The organism is Bradyrhizobium guangxiense (assembly GCF_004114915.1).
Classification (GTDB): Bacteria; Pseudomonadota; Alphaproteobacteria; order Rhizobiales; family Xanthobacteraceae; genus Bradyrhizobium; species Bradyrhizobium guangxiense.
Window position 1 is genome coordinate 6,760,207 of record NZ_CP022219.1, and the last position, 21,592, is coordinate 6,781,798.

Annotated in this window: 21 protein-coding genes; 8 read left to right on the plus strand and 13 right to left on the minus strand. The window is 65.8% G+C overall.

Features of this window, described 5'->3' with window-relative positions:
• The first annotated feature begins 9 nt into the window (after nt 1-9).
• The 3 genes from X268_RS32350 to X268_RS32360 all read left to right on the plus strand — a co-directional run bounded on the left by X268_RS32350 (nt 10) and on the right by X268_RS32360 (nt 3,989).
• A complete protein-coding gene (locus X268_RS32350) occupies nt 10-2,472 on the plus strand; it encodes a heavy metal translocating P-type ATPase (RefSeq protein WP_164938047.1) in 2,463 nt (820 codons plus the stop codon).
• Between the two features lie 192 nt (nt 2,473-2,664).
• Nucleotides 2,665-3,111 (plus strand): nickel-responsive transcriptional regulator NikR, encoded by a 447-nt coding sequence (nikR, locus tag X268_RS32355; protein WP_128928705.1) that lies wholly within the window; start codon nt 2,665-2,667, stop codon nt 3,109-3,111.
• 137 nt (nt 3,112-3,248) lie between these two features.
• Nucleotides 3,249-3,989 carry a sulfate transporter family protein gene (locus X268_RS32360; RefSeq protein ID WP_128928706.1) on the plus strand — a complete coding sequence of 247 codons (741 nt, stop codon included), beginning with the start codon at nt 3,249-3,251 and terminating at the stop codon, nt 3,987-3,989.
• A 6-nt stretch (nt 3,990-3,995) separates the two neighbouring features.
• On the opposite strand, the gene X268_RS32365 is transcribed toward X268_RS32360, so the two are convergent.
• From X268_RS32365 to nth, 3 genes are read right to left on the minus strand one after another with little or no spacing between them, the layout of a single operon-like run.
• Nucleotides 3,996-5,624, minus strand: coding sequence for an MFS transporter (locus X268_RS32365; protein ID WP_128928707.1), 1,629 nt, complete (start codon nt 5,622-5,624; stop codon nt 3,996-3,998).
• Nucleotides 5,611-6,744, minus strand: a complete 1,134-nt coding sequence (locus tag X268_RS32370) for an HlyD family secretion protein (RefSeq protein ID WP_128928708.1) — start codon at nt 6,742-6,744, stop codon at nt 5,611-5,613. The genes X268_RS32365 and X268_RS32370 overlap by 14 nt, the downstream gene beginning before the upstream one ends.
• A 34-nt stretch (nt 6,745-6,778) precedes the next feature.
• Nucleotides 6,779-7,546, minus strand: a complete 768-nt coding sequence (nth, locus tag X268_RS32375; RefSeq protein ID WP_128928709.1) for an endonuclease III — start codon at nt 7,544-7,546, stop codon at nt 6,779-6,781.
• A gap of 22 nt (nt 7,547-7,568) precedes the next feature.
• Between nth and X268_RS32380 the strand changes: the two genes are divergently transcribed.
• Together X268_RS32380 and X268_RS32385 are read left to right on the plus strand one after the other, a co-directional pair.
• The gene (locus X268_RS32380; RefSeq protein WP_128928710.1) at nt 7,569-8,102 is read left to right on the plus strand and encodes a DUF2244 domain-containing protein; all 534 of its coding nucleotides are present in this window, start codon (nt 7,569-7,571) and stop codon (nt 8,100-8,102) included.
• Nucleotides 8,103-8,157: 55 nt separating this feature from the next.
• The gene (locus X268_RS32385; protein WP_128928711.1) at nt 8,158-9,054 is read left to right on the plus strand and encodes a methylated-DNA--[protein]-cysteine S-methyltransferase; all 897 of its coding nucleotides are present in this window, start codon (nt 8,158-8,160) and stop codon (nt 9,052-9,054) included.
• Between the two features lie 119 nt (nt 9,055-9,173).
• Here X268_RS32385 and X268_RS32390 read toward each other — a convergent pair whose 3' ends face one another.
• The 8 genes from X268_RS32390 to dnaK all read right to left on the minus strand — a co-directional run bounded on the left by X268_RS32390 (nt 9,174) and on the right by dnaK (nt 16,446).
• A complete protein-coding gene (locus X268_RS32390; protein ID WP_128928712.1) occupies nt 9,174-9,797 on the minus strand; it encodes a 2,3-bisphosphoglycerate-dependent phosphoglycerate mutase in 624 nt (207 codons plus the stop codon).
• Nucleotides 9,798-9,820: 23 nt separating this feature from the next.
• On the minus strand, nt 9,821-10,636 hold the full coding sequence (gene dapB, locus X268_RS32395) for a 4-hydroxy-tetrahydrodipicolinate reductase (protein WP_128928713.1): 816 nt from the start codon (nt 10,634-10,636) through the stop codon (nt 9,821-9,823).
• A gap of 161 nt (nt 10,637-10,797) precedes the next feature.
• The gene (locus X268_RS32400; protein WP_128928714.1) at nt 10,798-11,109 is read right to left on the minus strand and encodes a DUF1330 domain-containing protein; all 312 of its coding nucleotides are present in this window, start codon (nt 11,107-11,109) and stop codon (nt 10,798-10,800) included.
• Between the two features lie 24 nt (nt 11,110-11,133).
• Nucleotides 11,134-11,844, minus strand: coding sequence for an orotidine-5'-phosphate decarboxylase (gene pyrF, locus X268_RS32405; RefSeq protein ID WP_128928715.1), 711 nt, complete (start codon nt 11,842-11,844; stop codon nt 11,134-11,136).
• A 6-nt stretch (nt 11,845-11,850) separates the two neighbouring features.
• Nucleotides 11,851-12,429: an NADPH-dependent FMN reductase gene (locus X268_RS32410; protein ID WP_128928716.1), complete on the minus strand. Its 579-nt coding sequence runs from the start codon at nt 12,427-12,429 to the stop codon at nt 11,851-11,853.
• Nucleotides 12,430-12,486: 57 nt separating this feature from the next.
• Nucleotides 12,487-13,086, minus strand: a complete 600-nt coding sequence (locus tag X268_RS32415; RefSeq protein WP_128928717.1) for a class I SAM-dependent methyltransferase — start codon at nt 13,084-13,086, stop codon at nt 12,487-12,489.
• 88 nt (nt 13,087-13,174) lie between these two features.
• Nucleotides 13,175-14,302, minus strand: coding sequence for a molecular chaperone DnaJ (dnaJ, locus tag X268_RS32420; RefSeq protein WP_128928718.1), 1,128 nt, complete (start codon nt 14,300-14,302; stop codon nt 13,175-13,177).
• A gap of 242 nt (nt 14,303-14,544) precedes the next feature.
• The gene (gene dnaK / locus X268_RS32430) at nt 14,545-16,446 is read right to left on the minus strand and encodes a molecular chaperone DnaK (protein WP_025033017.1); all 1,902 of its coding nucleotides are present in this window, start codon (nt 16,444-16,446) and stop codon (nt 14,545-14,547) included.
• Nucleotides 16,447-16,841: 395 nt separating this feature from the next.
• Here dnaK and X268_RS32435 point away from each other — a divergent pair, with 395 nt between their 5' ends.
• Both X268_RS32435 and pncA read left to right on the plus strand, forming a co-directional pair.
• On the plus strand, nt 16,842-17,783 hold the full coding sequence (locus tag X268_RS32435) for a hypothetical protein (protein ID WP_164938048.1): 942 nt from the start codon (nt 16,842-16,844) through the stop codon (nt 17,781-17,783).
• A gap of 285 nt (nt 17,784-18,068) precedes the next feature.
• On the plus strand, nt 18,069-18,791 hold the full coding sequence (gene pncA / locus X268_RS32440; protein ID WP_128928721.1) for a bifunctional nicotinamidase/pyrazinamidase: 723 nt from the start codon (nt 18,069-18,071) through the stop codon (nt 18,789-18,791).
• Between the two features lie 100 nt (nt 18,792-18,891).
• Here the strand turns inward: pncA and grpE are convergent, their stop codons facing one another.
• Together grpE and hrcA are read right to left on the minus strand one after the other, a co-directional pair.
• Complete coding sequence (gene grpE / locus X268_RS32445; protein WP_128928722.1) at nt 18,892-19,509, minus strand: nucleotide exchange factor GrpE; 618 nt, start codon at nt 19,507-19,509, stop codon at nt 18,892-18,894.
• Between the two features lie 96 nt (nt 19,510-19,605).
• The gene (gene hrcA, locus X268_RS32450) at nt 19,606-20,694 is read right to left on the minus strand and encodes a heat-inducible transcriptional repressor HrcA (RefSeq protein ID WP_128928723.1); all 1,089 of its coding nucleotides are present in this window, start codon (nt 20,692-20,694) and stop codon (nt 19,606-19,608) included.
• Between the two features lie 183 nt (nt 20,695-20,877).
• Between hrcA and rph the strand changes: the two genes are divergently transcribed.
• Complete coding sequence (gene rph / locus X268_RS32455) at nt 20,878-21,591, plus strand: ribonuclease PH (RefSeq protein WP_128928724.1); 714 nt, start codon at nt 20,878-20,880, stop codon at nt 21,589-21,591.
• Nucleotide 21,592 lies beyond the last annotated feature (1 nt).

A 21,592-nucleotide genomic window follows, 5' to 3' on the forward strand; every position in this document is an offset into this window, starting at 1 on the left:
AGCATGGCAATGAACAACAACGAGCACGGGCACCGTCGCGACGCGGAAACGCATTCCGGATGCGGCTGTTCCACCAAGGCTGCAGCGCCGGCGGCGAAACCCGCGGCCTCCTCGTGCTGCGGCGGCCACGGCGATCATTCCAGCCATGCCCATCATCACGGTCATGATCACGGTGATGCCGCGACCAAGGTGAAGGATCCCGTCTGCGGCATGAGCGTCGATCCCGCGACCTCGAAGCATCACATCATACATCACGGCGAGACCTTCCATTTCTGCTCGGCCGGCTGCCGCACCAAGTCCGCCGCCGATCCCGCGAAATACCTCGCCAAGGAGAAGGCGCCCGAGCCGAAGCTGCCTGAAGGCACGATCTACACCTGCCCGATGCATCCAGAGATCCGCCAGGTCGGACCCGGCACCTGCCCGATCTGCGGCATGGCGCTGGAGCCGGAGGTCGCGAGCCTGGAGACGGGTCCCAATCCGGAGCTTGCCGACATGACGCGGCGGTTCTGGATCGGCGGCCTGCTGTCGCTGCCGCCTGTCGTGCTGGAGATGGGCGGTCATCTCGCGGGTCCCCGCAGCTGGATCGATCCGACGCTGTCGAACTGGATCCAGCTCGTCTTCGCCACCCCGGTGGTGCTGTGGGCCGGCTGGCCGTTCTTCGTTCGCGGCTGGCAGTCGCTGCTGACGCGCAACCTCAACATGTTCACGCTGATCGCAATGGGTACGGGCGTGGCCTATGTCTACAGCGTGCTCGGCACCGTCACGCCGCGGATTTTTCCCGCCACCTTCCGCGGCCATGAAGGCGCGGTCGCGGTCTATTTCGAGGCGGCCGCGGTCATCACCGTGCTCGTGCTGCTCGGCCAGGTGCTGGAGTTGCGCGCGCGCGATGCGACCTCGGGCGCGATCAAGGCGTTGCTCCAGCTCGCGCCGAAGACCGCGCGCCGCGTCGATGCCGATGGCAGCGAGCACGAGGTCGAGATCGATACCCTCCATGCCGGCGATCGCCTGCGCGTTCGTCCCGGCGAGAAGGTCCCAGTCGACGGCATCATCCTGGAAGGGCGGTCCTCGCTCGACGAATCCCTGGTCACCGGCGAATCCATGCCGGTCACCAAGGAGATCGGCGCCAAGGTCATCGCCGGCACGCTGAACCAGTCGGGCAGCTTCATCATGCGCGCCGACAAGGTCGGGCGGGAGACGCTGCTGTCGCAGATCGTGCAGATGGTCGCCGATGCGCAGCGCTCGCGGGCGCCGATCCAGCGCCTGGCCGATCAGGTCGCCGGCTGGTTCGTACCGGCGGTGATCGTCGTCGCCATCGCCGCCTTTGCCGCATGGGCCTGGTTCGGCCCCGAGCCGCGGCTCGCCTTCGGCCTCGTCGCCGCCGTCAGCGTGCTGATCATCGCCTGCCCCTGTGCGCTCGGACTTGCGACTCCGATGTCGATCATGGTCGGCGTCGGCCGCGGTGCGCAAGGCGGCGTGCTGATCAAGAACGCCGAAGCACTGGAGCGGATGGAGAAGGTCGACACGCTGGTGGTCGACAAGACCGGCACGCTGACCGAGGGCAAGCCCAAGGTGGTGACGATCGTACCGGCTTCCGGCTTTGCCGAAGACGATATCCTCCGGGAGGCGGCCACCGTCGAGCGCGCCAGCGAGCACCCCCTGGCGGACGCCATCGTGCGCGCGGCCAAGGAGAAGCAGCTCACGCTCGGCCAGGTCGAGCAGTTCGATTCGCCAACGGGCAAGGGCGCGACGGGCAAGGTCGACGGCAAGACCGTCGTGCTCGGCAATGCAAAATACCTGACCTCGATCGGCATCGACACCAGGTTGCTCGACGCCGAGGCCGAACGGCTGCGCGGCGACGGCGCCACCGTGATCAACATGGCGGTCGATGGCCGGCTTGCCGGCCTGTTCGCGATCGCCGATCCGGTCAAGGCCTCGACCCCCGAGGCGCTGAAGGCGTTAGCTGCCGAAGGCATCAAGGTCATCATGCTGACCGGCGACAACCGCACCACGGCGGAAGCGGTGGCGCGCCGGCTCGGCATCGCCGATGTCGAGGCCGAGGTGCTGCCGGATCAGAAGAGCGCGGTGGTGACCAAGCTGCAAAAGGCCGGCCGTATCGTCGCGATGGCCGGCGACGGCGTCAACGACGCGCCGGCGCTGGCCGCTGCCGAGGTCGGCATCGCCATGGGCACCGGCACCGACGTCGCGATGGAGAGCGCCGGCGTCACCCTGCTGAAGGGCGATCTCGTCGGCATCGTCCGGGCGCGAAAACTGTCGCAGGCGACCATGAGCAACATCCGCCAAAACCTGTTCTTCGCCTTCATCTACAACGCCGCCGGCATTCCGATCGCGGCCGGCATCCTCTATCCGGCGTTCGGCCTGTTGCTCTCGCCGATCATCGCGGCGGCAGCGATGGCGCTGTCCTCGGTCAGCGTGGTCGGCAATGCGCTGCGCTTGCGCACGACGCGGCTGTAGGGATGGATGGCTGCTCTCCCTCTCCCCGTTCTCACGGGGGGAGAGGGAGAGTGAGGGGCCGTCTCCACGAATTCATTGCGCGTGAGTCTCGCGGAGAGTCCCCCTCACCCGGAATTCAAGCTACGCTCGAATTCCGACCTCTCCCCGCGAGCGGGGCGAGGTAAGAGGAGCAAGACGCGCGGAGAAGACCTGATGCAGCGGATAACGATCACGATCGAGGACGATCTCCTGGCGGAGATCGATGCCGCGGCCGAGGCGCGCGGCTACCAGAACCGCTCCGAGATCATCCGCGACCTCGCCCGCGCCGGGCTCCAGCAATCCACGGAGGACACGGCGCAGACCGGCCAATGCGTCGCCGGCCTCGTCTATGTCTACGACCATGCTGCCCGGGATCTCTCCAAGCGCCTGGTTCAGGAATTCCACGGCCATCACGACCTCGCGCTGGCGACGCTGCACGTCCATCTCGACGACAACAATTGCATGGAGATGACGGCGCTGAAGGGATCCGCGGACGAGGTCAAGCATTTCGCCGACCACATCATCGCCGAGCGCGGCGTGCGCTACGGCCGCGTGGTGATGATCCCGACCGGCGAGGGCAAGCAGGTGAAGGGGCGCAAGCACGGACACCGGCACGAGTAGGCCGGATATTCCCCTCCCCTGGAGGTAAGCAAGAGCGCCCGCCGCGTTCGCGGCCGACGGCAGCGCGGCCACCCGCCCTTGCCGACGCCGCAATGGGTGTCTACCTCTCGCGCAGTGTCTACCTGAGAGGGTCCCCCATGCTGGATGCCGCCTTCAAGGCGCTGTCGCAAATGATCTCGCCGCCGATGCGCTCGATCCTGTGGCGATCAATCGGGCTGGCGCTGGTACTGATCACCGTGCTGGCGATCGGCTTGCAGCGGCTCTTGAGCTGGTTTGCGACTTCCGGCGAAGTCTGGCTGGAAGGCCTGCTCGGGCCGGGCTGGCACTCTTCGCTCGAAGTCCTGTCCTGGATGGTTTCGATCGCGGCCGGCCTCGGCGTCGTGTTCGGCGGAATCTTCCTGATGCCCGCGATCCCCTCGCTGGTGGCGAGCCTGTTCGTCGACGACGTCGCCGACATCGTCGAGCGCGAGCATTACCCTGCCGAGCAGCCGGGCCTTGCGCTGCCGTTCAGCCAGGCGATCCTCGAGGGCGTCAAGACCGCGCTGCTGACGATCCTGGTCTATCTCGCCGCGCTGCCGCTGGTGCTGTTCGCCGGCGCAGGTTTCCTGATCTTCTTCCTCGCCGCCGCCTGGCTCCTGGGCCGCGAATATTTCGAGCTCGCGGCGATGCGCTTCCGCCCGCCGGAGGAAGCCAAGGCGATGCGGCGCGACAACGCCGCCACCATCTTCACCGCCGGCCTGTTCATCGCCGCCTTCGTCTCGATCCCGATCGTCAATCTGGCGACGCCGATCTTCGGCATGGCCTTCATGGTCCACATGCACAAGCGGCTGTCAGGCCCACGGCCCGAGCTGATCAAGCCGGCGCGGCAGATGCGGTGAGCCGGCTCAGGCCACCCGCACCCCGCACTTCCGCAGCAACGTCTTGGCGAAGCCGAACGGTGCCGGCGTGAAAGGACCGGGCGGCGCACGGGTGATCAGGGCGATGAAGCCGAGCGCGGCCATCGCCAGCCAGAAGCACAGCCAGAACCCGTCGATATAGGCGAGCACGTTGGCCTCGCGCTGCACGAAGCCCGCGAGCGTTCCCACCGCGCGCGCCTGGGCGAGGCCGGCGCCATGCACGGCGAAATGATCCGCGAGCTGCTTGAGCACGCGCACCACGTCGACATCGCCGACCGCGAGGTTCTGGCCGAGATAGAAGGAATGGACCTGCTCGCGGACGCGCAGCCACGTCCCCATCAGTGCCACGCCGATCTCGGCGCCGCCGAGCCGCATGATCTGGATGTAGGCGGCGAACGACGTCGCTCGGCTCGGATCTGAGTTCGACAGCGCCATGATGATGATCGGCAGCAGCGTCGTCGCTTGACCGATCGATTGCAGCAGCACGATGCCGATGAAATCCTCGCGGGCCCAGTCATGGGTGAGCCGGGTACCCCAGAGGTTGGCGGCGGCGAAGCAGGCAAAGCCAAGCACCGTCACCGCGCGCGCATCGAAATGGCGCAGCAGCCAGATCGAGACCGGCACCAGCACGACCATCGGCAACGCGCCGTAGATGAGCAGCAACAGACCACTCTGCTCCGGTCGGAGCAGGCCGACATTGCCGAGGAAGTTCGGCACCAGCGATGAATTGGAGAGGGACGTCAGCGTGTAGAGCAGGATGACGATCAGCGACAGGCCGATATTGCGCGAGAACAGCACGTTCACATGCGCCCAGGGCTGTCGCACCAGCGACTCGTTGACGAGGAAGCAAGCGAACAGCGCCGCGCCGCCGGCGAGCAGCGCCATCACCGTGCCGGATCCCAGCCAGTCCAGCCGGTTGCCTTGGTCAAGGCCGGCATAGACCATCGAGACGCCCGCGCCGAGCAGCAGCATGCCGCCCCAATCGGCCTCGCGCAGCAACGCGCGATTCACCGGCTCGTTCGGCGTGCCGAGATAGACCATCAGCCCCATCAGCGGGGCGATCACGACGCCCTGCCAGTACAGCCATTGCCAGCCGAGATGGTCGACATAGAAGCCGACCAGCGAGCTCGAGGTGTCCAGCGCGAAGCCGACGCGGATCGAATAGATCGAGATTGCCGGCAACCACCAGCGGATCGGCAGATTGCGGAATACGATCATCAGCGTCGCCGGCACGAAGGTGCCGAGCAGGAGGCCATGTACGACGCTGAGCGCGAGCAGCGTCGGATAGTCGTGCACGAAGGGGATGATCGCCGAGACAGCGGCATAGACGAGGCTGGGAATACCGAGCACGCGGCGCAGACCGAACACGGTCGCAAGCCATGCGACCGCGGGCGCGACGAAGATCTGGGAGCCGATGCCGGCGGTCGAGAGCCAGGCGCCTTCGTCGAAACTGAGGCCGAATGCGCCGCGCAGATCGGGCAGGCCGATCGTGGTCAGGCGGCTGTCGAAATTGGCCAGGAACGAGCCCAGCAGCACCGCCGCCACGGCGAACAGCGGCTGTGGCGCGATGCCGCCGCGCGAGACGGGGCCGCGGCCGGCATCGTCATTTTCCGCCATTCGCGCCCGCAGTATTGATGCTGGTGACGACCGACATGCCGGGCACCAGCCGCGTCAGCAGCGGCTGATTGTCGTCGAACTGGATGCGGACGGGAATGCGCTGCACCACTTTTGTGAAATTGCCGGTGGCGTTGTCCGGCGGCAGCAGCGCGACCTGCGCGCCGGTCGCGGGGGCCATGCGCTCGACCCTGCCGCGCAGCTTCTCGCGCGGAAAGCTATCGACTGTGATCTCGACCGGCTGCCCCGGCGCGACATGCGTAAGCTGTGTCTCCTTGTAGTTGGCGATCACGTACACTTTCGGCAGCGGCACCACGTTGATCAGGTTGGCGCCGATGTTGACGTAGTCGCCGGGCTGCCCCTGCCGCTCGCCGACGACGCCGTCGAACGGCGCGGTGATCCTGGTATAGCCGAGCTTGAGCTTCGCGCTCGCCAGCGTCGCCTTGGCCGCTTCGACATCGGCGGCGCGCTGCTTCCTGGTGCCCTGCAGGACCTCGAGCTGGTGCTGCTGGGCCGCGATCACGGCGCGGCTCGCGCGCACGTCGGCCTGCGCCTTGGCAAGACCCGCAACCGCCTGCTCGAGCCGCTGCCGCGTGCCGGCCTCGGTCTGCGACAGCGATTGCTGGCGCTCCTGCTCCTGCCTGGCCTCGACCTGCAGCGCCTCCGCCGACAGCCGCGCAGCTTCGGCCTGCGCGATCGTCGCGTATTGCAGCTCGATCTGGTTGCTGAGATTATCGAGAACGGCTTGCGCGGCGGCGACCGCGGCTTCGGCCTGGGCGACCTGGGCCTGGTAATCCGCAGGATCGATCTGGATCAGCAGATCGCCGGCCCTGACGCGCTGGAAGTCGGTGACCCCAACGGTCAGCACTTCGCCGGAGACACGGCTGGCAAGCCGCGTCAGGTCGGCGCGCACATAGGCGTCGTTGGTGGTCTGGACCGCGGCACTGCCGACCCACTCGTCGAAGCGCAGCGTCGCCAGCGCGACGAAGGCGAGCGCGACGATGACGGCGAATAACGGGATCGCGAGCCGGCTCCAGAGCGAGGAGGCCGGCGGCTGGGTCGGCTTGGGCGGCGCGATTGGAGCGGCAGCAGGGGGCGACGAGACTTGTTCCTGCTGACTCACGACATCACCCCAAAGCGCTTCGCTCTCATCACCTTCACACCGTCTTCTCCGGCCAGCGGCAGAGATCGTTGATCAGGCACAGCTCGCAGCGCGGCTTGCGCGCGAGGCAAGTATAGCGGCCGTGCAGGATCAGCCAATGATGGGCATGCAGCATGAACTGGGGCGGGATCAACTTTTCGAGACCGAGCTCGACCTCCAGCGGCGTCTTGCCGGGCGCAAGTCCTGTGCGATTGCCGACGCGGAAGACATGAGTGTCGACCGCCATGGTGTGCTCGCCAAAGGCCATGTTGAGCACGACATTGGCGGTCTTGCGCCCCGCACCGGGCAATGACTCGATCTCGGCGCGCGTGCGCGGCACCTCGCCGCCGAAATCGCTGAGCAGCTTTGCCGACAGCGCGATGACGTTCTTGGCCTTGGTGCGATAGAGGCCGATGGTCTTGATGTAGTCGCGCAGACGCTCCTCGCCGAGATCGAGCATCTTCTGCGGGGTGTCGGCGACTTCGAACAATGCGCGCGTCGCCTTGTTGACGCCGGCATCGGTCGCCTGTGCCGACAGCACCACGGCGACCAGCAGCGTGAACGGATTGACGTGCTCGAGCTCCCCTTTTGGCTCCGGGTTGGCTTTGCGGAAGCGGCTGAAGACCTCGTGAACCTCGGCGGGCGTCCAGGGGCTTGTCGCCTTGAGTGATTTTCTCCCCGGAGCCGATGTCTTAGCGGGCTTGGGCTTCGCAGCGGCAGCCTTCGTCTTTTTCTTCGGCACGGGCGCTTTGCGCGGCGCCGGCTTGCGGGGGATTTTCGCCATGATCGGGATATACTGAGGGACAATGAGCCCAGGCAACGAAATTGAGCGCAAGGACGCTGCAGATCCCCGCGAGGTGCAGATCTTTTCCGCGCTGCTGACGCCGCACCGCTCGCTGAACCGCACCGGCTTTCTCGCGGTGATGCTGTTCCTGAGCGTCGTCAGCTTTGCCACCGGCCTCGCCTTCCTGATGAAGGGCGCCTGGCCGGTGCTCGGCTTCTTCGGCCTCGACGTGCTCGTGGTGTGGTGGGCCTTCAAGGCCAATTTCCGCACCGCTCAAGCGCGTGAGGAGATCACGGTCACCGCGTCCGAACTGCGCGTGCGGCGCATCAGCCATCGCGGCCAGGTCGCCGAATGGACCTTCAATCCGCTCTGGGTCCGCCTCGACATGGAGGTCGACGAGGATTTCGGCATCGAGCATCTCTACCTGATCTCGCGCGGCCACCAGATCCAGATCGCCCGCTTCCTGGGGCCGGAGGAAAAGGCAAGCTTTTACAAAGGCTTGGTTGAGGCTCTCAATGCCGCCAAGCGCGGCCCGACCTACAACCCGATCAACTGATGGCGCGTCGGAAATCGGGTGGTTTCCCAGCCGCCCCTCTCCTACATTTCCGACCATGATGACACTCGCCATACATGACCAGCGCCTGACCAAGCCGGGTCCCCAGAACGCCGCGTTGCGCGACTATGATTCGGTGCGCCGGGCGATCGCCTTCATCTCGGAGAACTGGCGCGCGCAGCCGACCATCGAAGCGATGGCGGATGCGGCCGGCGTCACGCCGGACGAACTGCACCATCTGTTCCGCCGCTGGGCCTCGATCACGCCGAAGGCTTTCATGCAGGCGCTCACCCTGGACCATGCGAAGGGCTTGCTGCGGGACTCCGCGAGCATCCTCGATGCCGCGCTCGACTCCGGCCTGTCCGGCCCCGGCCGGCTGCACGATCTCTTCGTCACCCATGAAGCGATGTCGCCCGGCGAATGGAAGAACGGCGGCGCCGGCCTCACGCTGCGCTACGGCTTTCACCCCTCGCCGTTCGGCACCGCCATCGTGATCGCGACCGATCGCGGCCTGTCGGGCCTTGCCTTCGCCGACCACGGTGAAGAGAAGATCGCGCTCGCCGACATGACGCGGCGCTGGCCGAACGCGACCTATGTCGAAGACCACGAAGGCACCGCGCCGCTCGCGGCGCGCATCTTCGACACCAGGCTGTGGCGGCCGGACCAGCCGCTGCGCGTGGTGCTGATCGGCACCGATTTCGAGGTGCGGGTGTGGGAGACGCTATTGAAGATCCCGATGGGCCGCGCCGTGTCCTATTCCGACATCGCCTGCAACATCAACAGCCCGAAGGCGTCGCGCGCCGTCGGCGCCGCCGTCGGCAAGAATCCGGTCTCGTTCGTCGTGCCCTGCCACCGCGCGCTCGGCAAGAGCGGGACGCTGACGGGCTACCATTGGGGCATCACCCGCAAGCAGGCGATGCTGGGCTGGGAAGCCGGGCGGATGGGAGTGCAGTAGGCAAGATGCAGTAGGGTGGGTTAGCCGAAGGCGTAACCCACCTCTTTGGTTCCGCGGCGAAAGGTGTGGTGGGTTACGCTGCGCTAACCCACCCTACGGCTGCGCGTGTGCGGCGAAGCCTAACCCGCCAGATCCAGCTTCGAGGCCACGGTCGAATCCGCGTTGAGGCGGTAGATGATCGGCACGCCGGTGGCGAGCTCGCGCTTCAGGATGCCTTCCGGCGACAGCTTTTCCAGCACCATGATCAGCGCGCGCAGCGAATTGCCGTGGGCGGCGACCAGCGTGCGCTTGCCGTTGAGCACGCCGGGCAGAATCTCCTGCACGTAGTACGGCAATGCGCGCGCGAGCGTGTCCTTCAGGCTTTCGCCGCCGGGCGGCGGCACGTCGTAGGAACGGCGCCAGATCAGCACCTGGTCCTCGCCCCATTTCTTGCGGGCGTCATCCTTGTTGAGGCCGGAGAGATCGCCATAGTCACGCTCGTTCAGCGCGAGATTCTTCGAGGTCGGCAAACCGGTCTGGCCGAGCTCGCTCAAGATGAGATCGAGCGTGTGCTGCGCGCGTGTGAGCACCGACGTATAGGCGACGTCGAACACGAGACCCTGCGCCTTCAGCTTGCGACCGGCTTCCTTGGCTTCTTTGACGCCGAGCTCGGTGAGATCGGGGTCCTTCCAGCCGGTGAACAGGTTCTTCAGATTCCATTCGCTCTGGCCGTGCCGCACGAGCACGAGAAGACGTTCGCTCATTGACTGCTTTCCGTTGGGTTCGTTCAGATGTCAGACAGGCCGAGCACGTCGGCCATGGAGTAATGCCCCGGCGCCTTGCCATGCGCCCACAGCGCCGCCTTCAGCGCGCCATGGGCGAACAGCATGCGGTCCTCGGCCTGGTGCGTCAGCGTCAGGCGCTCGAACGGGCCGAGGAAGGTGACGCTGTGATCCCCGGCAACGGTGCCGCCGCGCAAGGAGGCGAAACCGATATTGCCCGGCCTGCGTGCGCCGGTGATGCCGTCACGGCCACGCTCGGAATGCTCATCGAGGGTGACGCCGCGGCCGCTCGCTGCGGCCTGTCCCAGCATCAGCGCCGTCCCCGAGGGCGCATCCACCTTCATGCGGTGATGGGTCTCGACGATCTCGATGTCAAAGCTCTGGTCGAGCGCCTTGGCGACGCGCTTGACCACCGCAGCAAGCAGGTTGACGCCGAGGCTCATATTGCCTGACTGCACCACCACGGCACGTTTGGTGACGCTCTTGATCACGGCGTTGTCGGAGCCCGACAGCCCGGTGGTGCCGACGACATGGACGATGCCCCGCTCGGCGGCGATCGCGACATTGGCGATGGTCGCGGCCGGCACGGTAAAATCGAGGATGCCGTCGGCCTCCTTCGACATCGCCCAGAGATCGGCCGAGAGCTTGATGCCGTTGGCGGGCAGGCCTGCGAGCACGCCAGCGTCTTTGCCGAGCAGCTCCGAGCCGGGAGCCTCCAGCGCACCGGCCAGCACCGCCCCTTCGCTCTCGGCAATCGCCCGCACCAGCGCGCGGCCCATCCGGCCGCCCGCCCCCGCAACAATCAAGCGCATGTCGGACATGGTGTGATCCTCTTCGGGAGTCGTTGTAGCGGGGGGATGCAGTTCCGGCAACCGAAGGGGATGAGCACGGCCGTCATTCCGGGTTGGTCCGAAGGACCAGACCCGGAATCTCGAGATTTCGGGTTCGGCTATGCCGCCCCGGAATGACGTCGTGTGGCGCCTCAGCCGTCCTGCGGCTGCGGGCCGTCATAGCCTTCGATGATGATGAGGTCGGCGATCGAGTGCGGCTGGCGCACCTTGATGTTGGCCTGGTATTCCGGCGAATTGTAGCAGGCGATCGCGGTCTCGTAGTCCGGAAATTCGATCACGACGTTGCGGGTGCGGCTGGGGCCTTCGACGGTGGTGAACTTGCCGCCGCGGATGACGAAGCGGCCGCCCCATTTCTTGAAGATCGGACCGTTGGCGACGGTGTAGGGCTTGTAGCCCTCGTCATTGTTCACGTCGACGCGTCCGATCCAGTAGCCTTTTGCCATCGTTCTTCTCCCTTGCGTTGTTGATTAGCCAAGCGCCTGCGCAATCTCGGCGTGAATGGCCTCTGCGACGGCCTTCGGATCTGCGGCTTCCACGATCGGACGCCCGACGACGAGATAATCGGCGCCGGCGGCGATCGCGCGGCCCGGCGTCATGATGCGCTTCTGGTCGCCGGTCGCCGAGCCGGCCGGCCGGATGCCCGGCGTCACGAGGTGCATCTGGTGGCCGACGATCTTGCGCAACGCTCCAGCTTCCTCCGGTGACGACACCAGGCCGTCGATGCCGAGCACCTGCGCCTGCTGCGCACGCGCCTCGACCAGCTCGGAGACGCCGAGCCGGTAGCCGGCCGCGTGCAGGTCGTCCTCGTTGTAGGAGGTCAGCACCGTGACCGCGAGGATCTTGAGACTCGAATTGCCGCGGCCTTCGACCGCCCCCTTCATGGTCTGCGGATAGGCGTGCACGGTCAGGAAGGTGGCGCCGAGCCTGGTGATGCTCTCGACGCCTTGCATCACGGTGTTGCCGATGTCGTGCAGCTTGAGATCGAGGAAGACCTTCTTGCCTTTGTCGGCGAGCTTGCCGACCAGCGGCAATCCGCCGGCATAAGCGAGGCGATAGCCGATCTTGTAGAAGGTGACGCTGTCGGCGAGACGATTGATGATCGCCTCCGCGGCATCGACGCTGGGCAGATCGAGCGCGACGATCAGGCGGTCCTTTGGAGCGATCTCGGCTGGCGTCATGTCACCTCACATCATGCGTTGGGAAATGTCGATCAACTGCGTGACCAGCTCCTTCAGCGCGACGATATCACCCTCGTTCTTCAGCCTGTCCATATCGTCATAGGCCTGGTCGGCAAAGGCGAGCGTGAGCTGGCTGGCAATCACATTCGCGCGGCAGGAGGTCAGGATCAGCCGCAGCGCCTGCAGCGCACGGGCCGCACCTAGCCGGCTCTGCGAGGCACCGGCGAGCGCGAAAGCGCGGTTGCGGAACACCTCGCCGCGCGCCTCATGCAGCTCGTGCACGCGGCTGACCCAGTCGATCGCGTTCTTGAGCAGCGGCGGCACCGAGGCGTTGTATTCGGGCGAGACGATCAGCACGCCGTGATGGGCACCGATCATGCGCTTGAGGTTGATCGCGTGCTTGGGAACGCCGGATTTGGCCTGGAGATCGCCGTCATAGATCGGCAGCGGGAAGTCAGCGAGCGAGATGCGGGTGACGTCAACGCCGGCCTGGGCGAATTCATAGGCGGCGACCGCGGCCAGCTTCGCATTATGCGAGCCGGTGCGCAGCGAGCCGGGAATGATCAGGATCTTGGGTGCGGGCATCCGCTTCCATGCGTTCGGCGAAACCAGCCCGCCGCGCAAAGGATCGAGCCGGCGGAATTAGTCCTTGCGATACACCCAGACGCGGGCCGGCGGAAGGTTCATCCAGATCCGTTCCGAGGCCTCTGTGGACACGCCGGGCAGCGATTTCGGGATCGGCGGCACCACCGCATAGGTGAACTGGACGAAGGGCGCGCCGGGCGCCAGCGCCGTGAAGGCGTCGCGGATCAGCCGCAACCTGGTCAGCATCGGCTTGGTCACGAGCGGCAGGCCGGAGACGACCGCGCTCGCCGGCGCGCTCAGGACGTTCCAGAGCGTGTCACGCAGGCGATAGGCATCACCCTGCACCACCTTGGCCTGCGGATAGCGATCGCGCAGCAGCGCGCAGAAGCCGGGATTGTACTCGACGAGGACGAGACGCTTCTGGTCGACGCCGCGCTCGATCAGGGCGGAGGTGATGGCGCCGGTGCCCGGCCCAAGCTCGACCACAGGCGCATCCGACTCGACATCGACATAGTGGGCCATAGTCCGGGCCAGCAGCTTGCCCGACGGCATCACCGCACCCATGTGCAGGGGCTTTTCGATCCACGACCTGAGAAAGCGCACCTCGTCGTCGAGACGAGGCTTCTTCAACGCACGCGCGGACGATGGCAATGGCATGTCGGGACCGGACGGGACCGCGGGACCGCGGCGTGTCAGAAAATGGTCATAAAGACGTATAGGCCGAAGGCGATACGGTCAAGCCGAGTCAACTCGCCCGATTACCGAAGAAATCCTTGACCTTGGCGAAGAAGCCTTCGGACTCCGGCTGGGTGTTGCCGGACGACAGCTTTTCGAACTCGGCCAGCAATTCCTGCTGCTTCTTGGTGAGATTCTGCGGAGTCTCGACCACGACTTGAACATACATGTCGCCCATCTGGCGCGACCGCAGCACCGGCATGCCTTTTGATGCAATGCGGAAACGGCGGTTGGACTGGGTCCCGGCCGGCACCTTCACCTTGGCCTTGCCCTTTTCGATGGTCGGCACCTCGAATTCGCCGCCGAGGGCGGCCGTCACCATCGAGATCGGGACGCGGCAATGCAGATCGGCGCCGTCGCGCTGGAAGAACTGATGCTGGGCCAGCGACAGGAAGATGTAGAGGTCGCCGGGCGGGCCGCCGCGGACCCCGGCCTCACCTTCGCCGGCAAGCCTGATCCGGGTGCCGTCCTCGACGCCCGGGGGAATATTGACCGACAGCGTGCGCTCGCGGGTGACACGGCCCTGGCCGGAGCAGGACGGGCAGGCGTCCTCGATCATCTGGCCGCGGCCCTGGCAGCCCGGACAGGTCCGCTCCAACGTGAAGAAGCCCTGCGACTGCCGCACGCGGCCGGCGCCGCCGCAGGTCGAGCAGGTCTTCGGCTTGGTTCCGGCCTTGGCGCCGATCCCCGAGCAGGCCTCGCAGGTGACCGAGACCGGAATCTCGATCTGCGCGGTCTTGCCGCCAAAGGCTTCCTCGAGCGTGATTTCCATATTGTAGCGCAGATCGGCGCCGCGCTCGCGGCCGCCGCGGCCGCGCTGCCCGGCCATGCCGAACAGATCTTCGAAGATGTCGGAGAAAGAGGAGGCGAAGCCCGCACCGAAGCCGGCGCCACCGCCGCCCTGCTCGAAGGCGGCATGGCCGTAACGGTCATAGGCGGCGCGCTTGTCCTTGTCCTTCAGGACCTCGTAGGCCTCGTTGATTTCCTTGAACTTGACCTCGCTGGTGTCGTCCCCCGGGTTGCGATCAGGGTGGAACTTCATCGCCAGCTTGCGGAACGACGATTTCAGAACGGAATCGTCAGCGTCGCGTTCGACTTCGAGGGTTTCGTAGTAGCAGCGCTTGGTGGACGTGGACATGTGGGACTCGGTCTATCCAATCGCGATTCAAGTTGGAGCAAAACGACGTCGCCACGCGACGATATAGGCAGCCTTCCGCCTTGCGGCAGAGGGCAGCGTGCCTGCGTTCAGCATAACGGTCGGGAATTGATCGATCGTAACGGGCGCCTCGCCCTGTCCCGACACGACGGCCTCCCCCGAAAGGGAGGAGGCCGGTAGCGCGTGTGGGGTCCAAGCCGTCCGCATCGTCACCCCCTCGGGGCTTAAGCGGACTTCTTGTTGTTCTTGTCGTCGTCGACCTCGGTGAACTCCGCGTCGACGACGTCGTCCTTGGCCGCATCCTTCTTGGCGTCGGCCTCGGCCTGCTGCTTGTACATGGCCTCGCCGAGCTTCATCGAAGCCTGGGCCAGCGTCTGGGTCTTGGCCTTGATGGCCTCGGCATCGTCGCCCTTCAGCGCTTCCTTGAGGTCGCTGACGGCATCCTCGATGGCGCGGCGCTCGCTCTCGGCGACCTTCGAGCCGTGCTCGGCCAAAGCCTTCTCGGTCGAATGCACCAGACCATCCGCCTCGTTCTTGGCGGTGACGGCCTCGCGGCGCTTCTTGTCGGCCTCGGCATTGGCCTCGGCGTCCTTGACCATCTTCTCGATGTCGGCTTCCGACAGGCCGCCGGAGGCCTGGATGCGGATCTGCTGCTCCTTGCCCGTGGCCTTGTCCTTGGCCGAGACGTTGACGATGCCGTTGGCGTCGATGTCGAAGGTCACCTCGATCTGCGGCATGCCGCGCGGAGCCGGCGGAATGCCCATCAGGTCGAACTGGCCGAGCATCTTGTTGTCGGCGGCCATTTCACGCTCGCCCTGGAAGACGCGGATGGTGACGGCATTCTGATTGTCTTCAGCCGTCGAGAACACCTGGCTCTTCTTGGTCGGGATCGTGGTGTTGCGGTCGATGATGCGGGTGAACACGCCGCCCAGCGTCTCAATGCCCAGCGACAGCGGGGTCACGTCGAGCAGCAGCACGTCCTTGACGTCGCCCTGGAGTACGCCGGCCTGGATCGCGGCGCCGATCGCCACGACTTCGTCCGGGTTGACGCCCTTGTGCGGCTCCTTGCCGAACAGCTGCTTCACGACTTCCTGGACCTTCGGCATGCGGGACATGCCGCCGACCAGCACGACTTCGCCGATCTCACCGGCGGTGACGCCGGCGTCCTTCAGCGCCTTGCGGCAGGGCTCGACGGTCTTCTGGATGAGGTCGTCGACCAGCGCCTCGAACTTGGCGCGGGTGAGCTTCATCGTCAGATGCTTCGGGCCGGTCTGGTCCGCGGTGATGAAGGGCAGGTTGATCTCGGTCTGCGTCGTCGACGACAGCTCGATCTTGGCCTTTTCAGCGGCTTCCTTCAGGCGCTGCAACGCGAGCTTGTCGTTGCGCAGGTTGATGCCCTGCTCCTTCTGGAATTCGTCGGCGAGATAACCGACGAGGCGCATGTCGAAATCTTCGCCGCCGAGGAAGGTGTCGCCGTTGGTCGACTTGACCTCGAATACGCCGTCGCCGATCTCGAGAATGGAGATATCGAACGTGCCGCCGCCGAGGTCGTACACCGCGATGGTGCCGGCCTTGGTCTTGTCGAGGCCATAGGCCAGCGCGGCCGCGGTCGGCTCGTTGATGATGCGCAGCACTTCAAGGCCCGCGATCTTGCCGGCGTCCTTGGTCGCCTGGCGCTGGGCGTCGTTGAAGTAGGCGGGAACGGTGATGACGGCCTGGTCGACCTTCTGGCCGAGATGGGCTTCCGCGGTCTCCTTCATCTTCTGCAGGATGAAAGCGGAGACCTGCGAGGGCGAATAGGTCTGGCCGTCGGCCTCGACCCAGGCGTCGCCGTTGGAAGCCTTCACGATCTTGTAGGGAACGAGCTTCTTGTCCTTCTCGACCATCGGGTCGTCGTAGCGGCGACCGATGAGGCGCTTCACTGCGAAGAAGGTGCGCTCGGGATTGGTGACGGCCTGGCGCTTGGCCGGCTGGCCGACGAGGCGCTCACCGTCATCCGTGACGGCGACGATCGAAGGCGTCGTGCGCATGCCTTCGGAATTCTCGATGACTTTGGCGTTCTTGCCATCCATCACGGCGACGCACGAATTCGTGGTGCCGAGGTCGATCCCAATGACCTTTCCCATGGTCCTGATATCCTTCTTTTTGCGGCAGGTTGGCTGGGCCCAAGAGGCACCCGAACCGAAACCCCCTAAGATCAAACATCCGCGATATTGCGATGATTGAGGCTCATATAGGAGGGGGGGAGGGGCCCGCAAGGACCGAAGCTACGTTTCTGCCGCTAAAACATCGGGTTTTGGAAGATGATATCCGGGCTCAAACGTCCTTACGGGTGAGGAATTATTAACAGGTTCAGGCATCAGCAAGCCCCCGCTACCGCGAGCCCGCCCCGCCCTGTTACCGCAAGCCCAAACCCGGTAAAAGGCGGACCGGCCGGGCCGCCGCAGCTGCTGCTTCGCGCGACAAAGCGGCCCAGTGGCCGACCATCGAACGGCCTCAATGTGAACCAATCAGAGTGCCCATGAAGCTGATCCGCCCCCTCGCCGCGCTCGCCCTCCTCGTTAGCTCCGCGCTTCCGGCCCTCGCCGCGGACGCCGTGTTTCCGCCCGGCTTGCGCCTCGGCATGGTGCCGCTGGTCGGCCTCAACACCGCCAAGACCTTTCCGGGCTTCGAGAGCGAGGACGGCAGCGTCAAGGTGCTGATCACCGAGCTGCCGCCCGCCGCCTATGGCGAGGTCGTGAGCGCGTTCAATTCCAATCCGGCCGGCGCCAATGGCGTCAAGCAGGACAAGGTCGAGACCCCCGCGGGCCTCGCCTATTTCACCACCGAAAGCGGCAAGGCCGGCGAGACCCCGGTGAAGCGCTATTCGATGATCGTGCCGGGCGCCGGCTTCTCCGGCTATGTCGCGGTGCAGATCCCGGAGAATGCGACCAAGATCTACACGGATGAAGCGGTGCGGCAGATGTTTGCGAGCGCCACCACGCGCAAGCAGGTCTCGGCCGAGGAGCAGATCGCGCTGATGCCGTTCAAGATCACCGATCTCGCCGACTTCAAGGACATCCGCACATTGGCGCCGGGTGCGAGCATCATCCTGGCCGACGGCAACGAGGGCTCGGGCTATGAATCGAAGCCGTTCATGATCCTCGGCCTGATCGGCGCCACTCCGCAACAGGCCGACGATCGTGCCCGCTTCGCCCAGGAGGCCGCCCTGCAGATTCCCGGCGTGCGGGAGTCGCGCGTCACCATGTCCGAGCCGATTCGCATCAACGGCCAGCAGGGTTTCGAGACCCGGATCGACGGCGTCAGCGGCAAGGACAAGACCCCGGTGACCGTGGTCCAGTGGATCCGTTTCTCGACCGGCGGCGCCTCGCTGCGCATCATCGCCAGCGCCCCGCGCGACCAGTGGCAAGCCGCCTTCACCCGCTTCCGCGCCGTGCGCGACGGGATTCAGCCGAAGGGCTGAGGTGGTCCCACATACGCGCTGTCGTCCCTGCGAAAGCAAGGGCCCATACCGCGCGATCTCTCGCGCGCGGTCGCAGTACCAACGAAGAATCTTCGCCAAACATCTCCCTGGGGGTATGGGTCCCGGATCGGCGCGCGCCTGAGGGCGCGCTTGTCCGGGACGACGGTGAGTTTTGGGGCGGCAAGCCCAACCCCTCACCTATACCGGCCGCATTTTCGGGCTTCTGTTCGTGTACGAACGGAACTAGGCTTCCCTCCCTGGGATCATCTTTTGGGGAGGCGAACGATGCCGGATCGGCGACAAGTCTTGGCAATGCTTGGAACGACGGCGCTGGCGGCCCTGGCGCCGGCCGCACTTTTGGCGGCGGCGACGATCAAACCGGACGATGCATCAGCCTTGCTCGTGATCGACGTGCAGAACTGCTTCCTGCCGGGCGGCAGCCTCGCCGTGAAGGAAGGCGAGCAGGTGGTGCCGGTCATCAACAAGATCTCGAAGGCATTTGCCAACGTGGTGATGACGCAGGACTGGCACACGCCCGGCCACGTCTCGTTCGCGTCGGTGCATTCCGGCAAGAAGCCGTTCGAGACCGTCGACCTTCCCTACGGCAAGCAGGTGCTGTGGCCGGACCATTGCGTGCAGGGCACCGACGGCGCGGCGCTGTCGAAGGACCTTGCGATCCCGCACGCCGAGCTCATCATCCGCAAGGGCTTTCACAAGGACGTCGACAGCTACTCGGCCTTCCTCGAGGCCGACGGCAAGACCTCGACGGGCCTCGCCGGATATCTCAAGGGACGCAAGATCAAGCGCGTCTTCGTCGCTGGACTGGCGACAGATTTCTGCGTCGCCTGGACCGCGCTCGATGCCCGCAAGGCGGGCTTCGAAGTCTACGTCGTGGAAGACGCCTGCCGCGGCATCGACACGCAGGGCTCGCTCGCCAAAGCCTGGGCCGATATGGCCAAGGCCGGCGTGAAGCGAATTCAGTCTGCGGATATCGCGGTGAGCGCGTAAGAATTTCACAGAGTCGTTCCGGGGCGATGCGCAGCATCGAACCCGGAACCTCGAGATTCCGGGTTCGGCGCTGCGAGCCGCCCCGGAGTGACGCCCAAAATCAGTTCGGGGCGCCGCTGGGCTCGTTGGTGTTGGCCGCGGGCGCGGGCTTTGCGCCGCCCTTGGCGACGCCGACCAGCGCCGGGCGCAGCACGCGGTCGCCGATGGTATAGCCGGCCTGCATAATCTGCACCACGGTGCCCGACGGCACCGACGCATCGGGCACTTCGTACATCGCCTGGTGGAAGTTCGGGTCGAACTTCTGGCCCTGCGGATCGAGCTTCTTCACGCCGTGCTTTTCCAGCGCGTTGAGCAGCGCGCGCTCGGTGAGCTCGACGCCCTCGATTAGCGCGGTCAGGCCGGGATCGGCCGCTGCACGCGCCTCGGCCGGAACGGCATCGAGCGCGCGCTGAAGATTGTCGGCGATGTCGAGCACGTCGCGGGCAAAGCCGGTGATGCCGTAGAGGCGGGCATCAGCAACCTCCTTCGCGGTGCGCTTGCGCAAATTCTCCATCTCGGCCAGCGTCCGCAGCATGCGATCACGCGCCTCGGCGGCTTCCTTCTGCAAGGTTTCGACCGAGCCGGGCTCGGGATCGTCGGGCATGATGTAGGGCTTTGACACCACGGGCTCGCCAGTCGGTGCAGCCGCGTCTTCGGGTTGCCGGTCTCGATCGGTCATCGGCTCTGTCTCGAACTCGTTTCAGGGATTTTTCTGGCCCGGATATCGTGCTTCGGACGCCGAAAATCAAGCGCCCGTGATCTGATCAAACGCCGGTCAGCCCCCCAAGAGGCGGCTGACGATGCGGGCGGCATAATCCACCGTCGGGATCACGCGGGCATAATTCAGCCGCGTCGGGCCGATCACGCCCAGGACGCCGACGATGTGGCCGGCGGCATCCCGATAGGGCGAGATGATGGTGGAGGAGCCGGACAGGGAAAACAGTTTGTTCTCCGAACCGATAAAGATGCGCACGCCCTCGGCGGTCTCGGCCCGGCCGAGCAGGTCGATCACGCCGCGCTTGGTCTCGAGATCGTCGAACAACAGGCGCACCCGCTCCAGATCCTCCAGCGCGTGCAGATCCTCCAGCAGATTGGCGTGGCCGCGCACGATCAGCTGGCGGTCCTCGGTCTCACCGCCGGACCAGCTGGCGATGCCGGCCGAGATCACCTTCTGCGTCAGCTGATCGAGCTCGGCGCGGGCCTCGGCGAGCGCGGTCTCGAGCTCGAGCCGCGCCTCGGCCAGCGTGCGGCCGCGGATGCGCGCATTGAGGAAATTGCCGGCTTCGGTGATCGCCGAGGAGGGAACTCCAGGAGGCAGCGTCAGCACGCGGTTCTCGACCTGGCCATCCTCGCCGACGAGGATGACCAGCGCCTTCTCGGGTTCCAGGCGGACGAATTCGATGTGCTTCAGCCGGGCATTGGATTTCGGCGTCAACACCACGGCTGCGGCGCGGGTCAGGCCGGACAGCCGCGTCAGCGCCTGGTCCAGCGCGGCCTCGACCGACTGTGCCTCGCCGACCGAGGAGAGCTGGCCCTGAATCGACTGCCGTTCGGCCTCGTTGAGGTCGCCGACCTGCATCAGGGCGTCGACGAAGAAGCGCAGGCCGAGTTCCGTCGGCAGCCGGCCGGCGGAGGTGTGGGGCGCATAGATCAGGCCGAGCTGCTCCAGATCCGCCATGACGTTGCGGACCGAGGCCGGCGATAGCGGCATGGCGATCAGGCGCGAGATATTGCGCGAGCCGACGGGCTCACCGGTCGCGAGATAGCTTTCGACAATTTGGCGAAAGATGTCGCGGGAACGCTCGTTGAGCTGGGCAAGGCCTGCGCGCGGCGCGATCAGATGGATCGGATCGTGATGGGCCACAGACGGTAACTCCTCTCAGATACTCATAATTTGTCCATCCCCGGGGGTTCTGACAAGCGTGGCGTTCGCGGATCGAAAATCGGGGGTGAACAAGGCTGTGATCTTCCCCCTTGCCGCCCACCCTCGCCCCACCTACAAGCACCGCGAACAGCCCTACACCTGCGAGTTTTTGGAGGATTTCCCATGCGGCCAAGCCGCCGTGCGCCCGACGAATTGCGCCCCGTGACGCTGGAGCGCGGCGTGGTCAAATATGCGGAAGGCTCCTGCCTGGTGAAGTTCGGCGACACCCATGTGCTGGTCACCGCCACCCTGGAAGACCGCCTGCCGCCCTGGCTGAAGGGCCAGGGCCGCGGCTGGGTCACCGCCGAATACGGCATGCTGCCGCGCGCACCCTCCGAACGCACCCGCCGCGAAGCCTCCGCGGGCAAGCAGAGCGGCCGCACGGTCGAGATCCAGCGTCTGATCGGCCGCTCGCTTCGCACCATCGTCGACCTCGAAGCGCTCGGTGAGCGCCAGATCACGGTGGATTGCGACGTGCTGCAGGCCGACGGCGGCACCCGCACGGCCTCCATCACCGGCGCCTGGGTCGCGCTCGCCGATTGCATCAACTGGATGAAGGCGCGCAACATGATCAAGGCCAACGTGATGCGCGACAACGTCGCCGCCATCTCCTGCGGTATCTACAACGGCACGCCGGTGCTCGATCTCGACTATGCCGAGGATTCGGAAGCCCAGACCGACGCCAATTTCGTCATGACCGGCGATGGCCGCATCATCGAGGTGCAGGGTACGGCGGAACGCGAGCCGTTCACGGAAGGCGAGTTCCTGGCGCTGATGGGGCTGGCGCGCAAGGGCGTCGCGCGTCTCGTGGACTTGCAGAAACTGGCCGTGGCGTAGT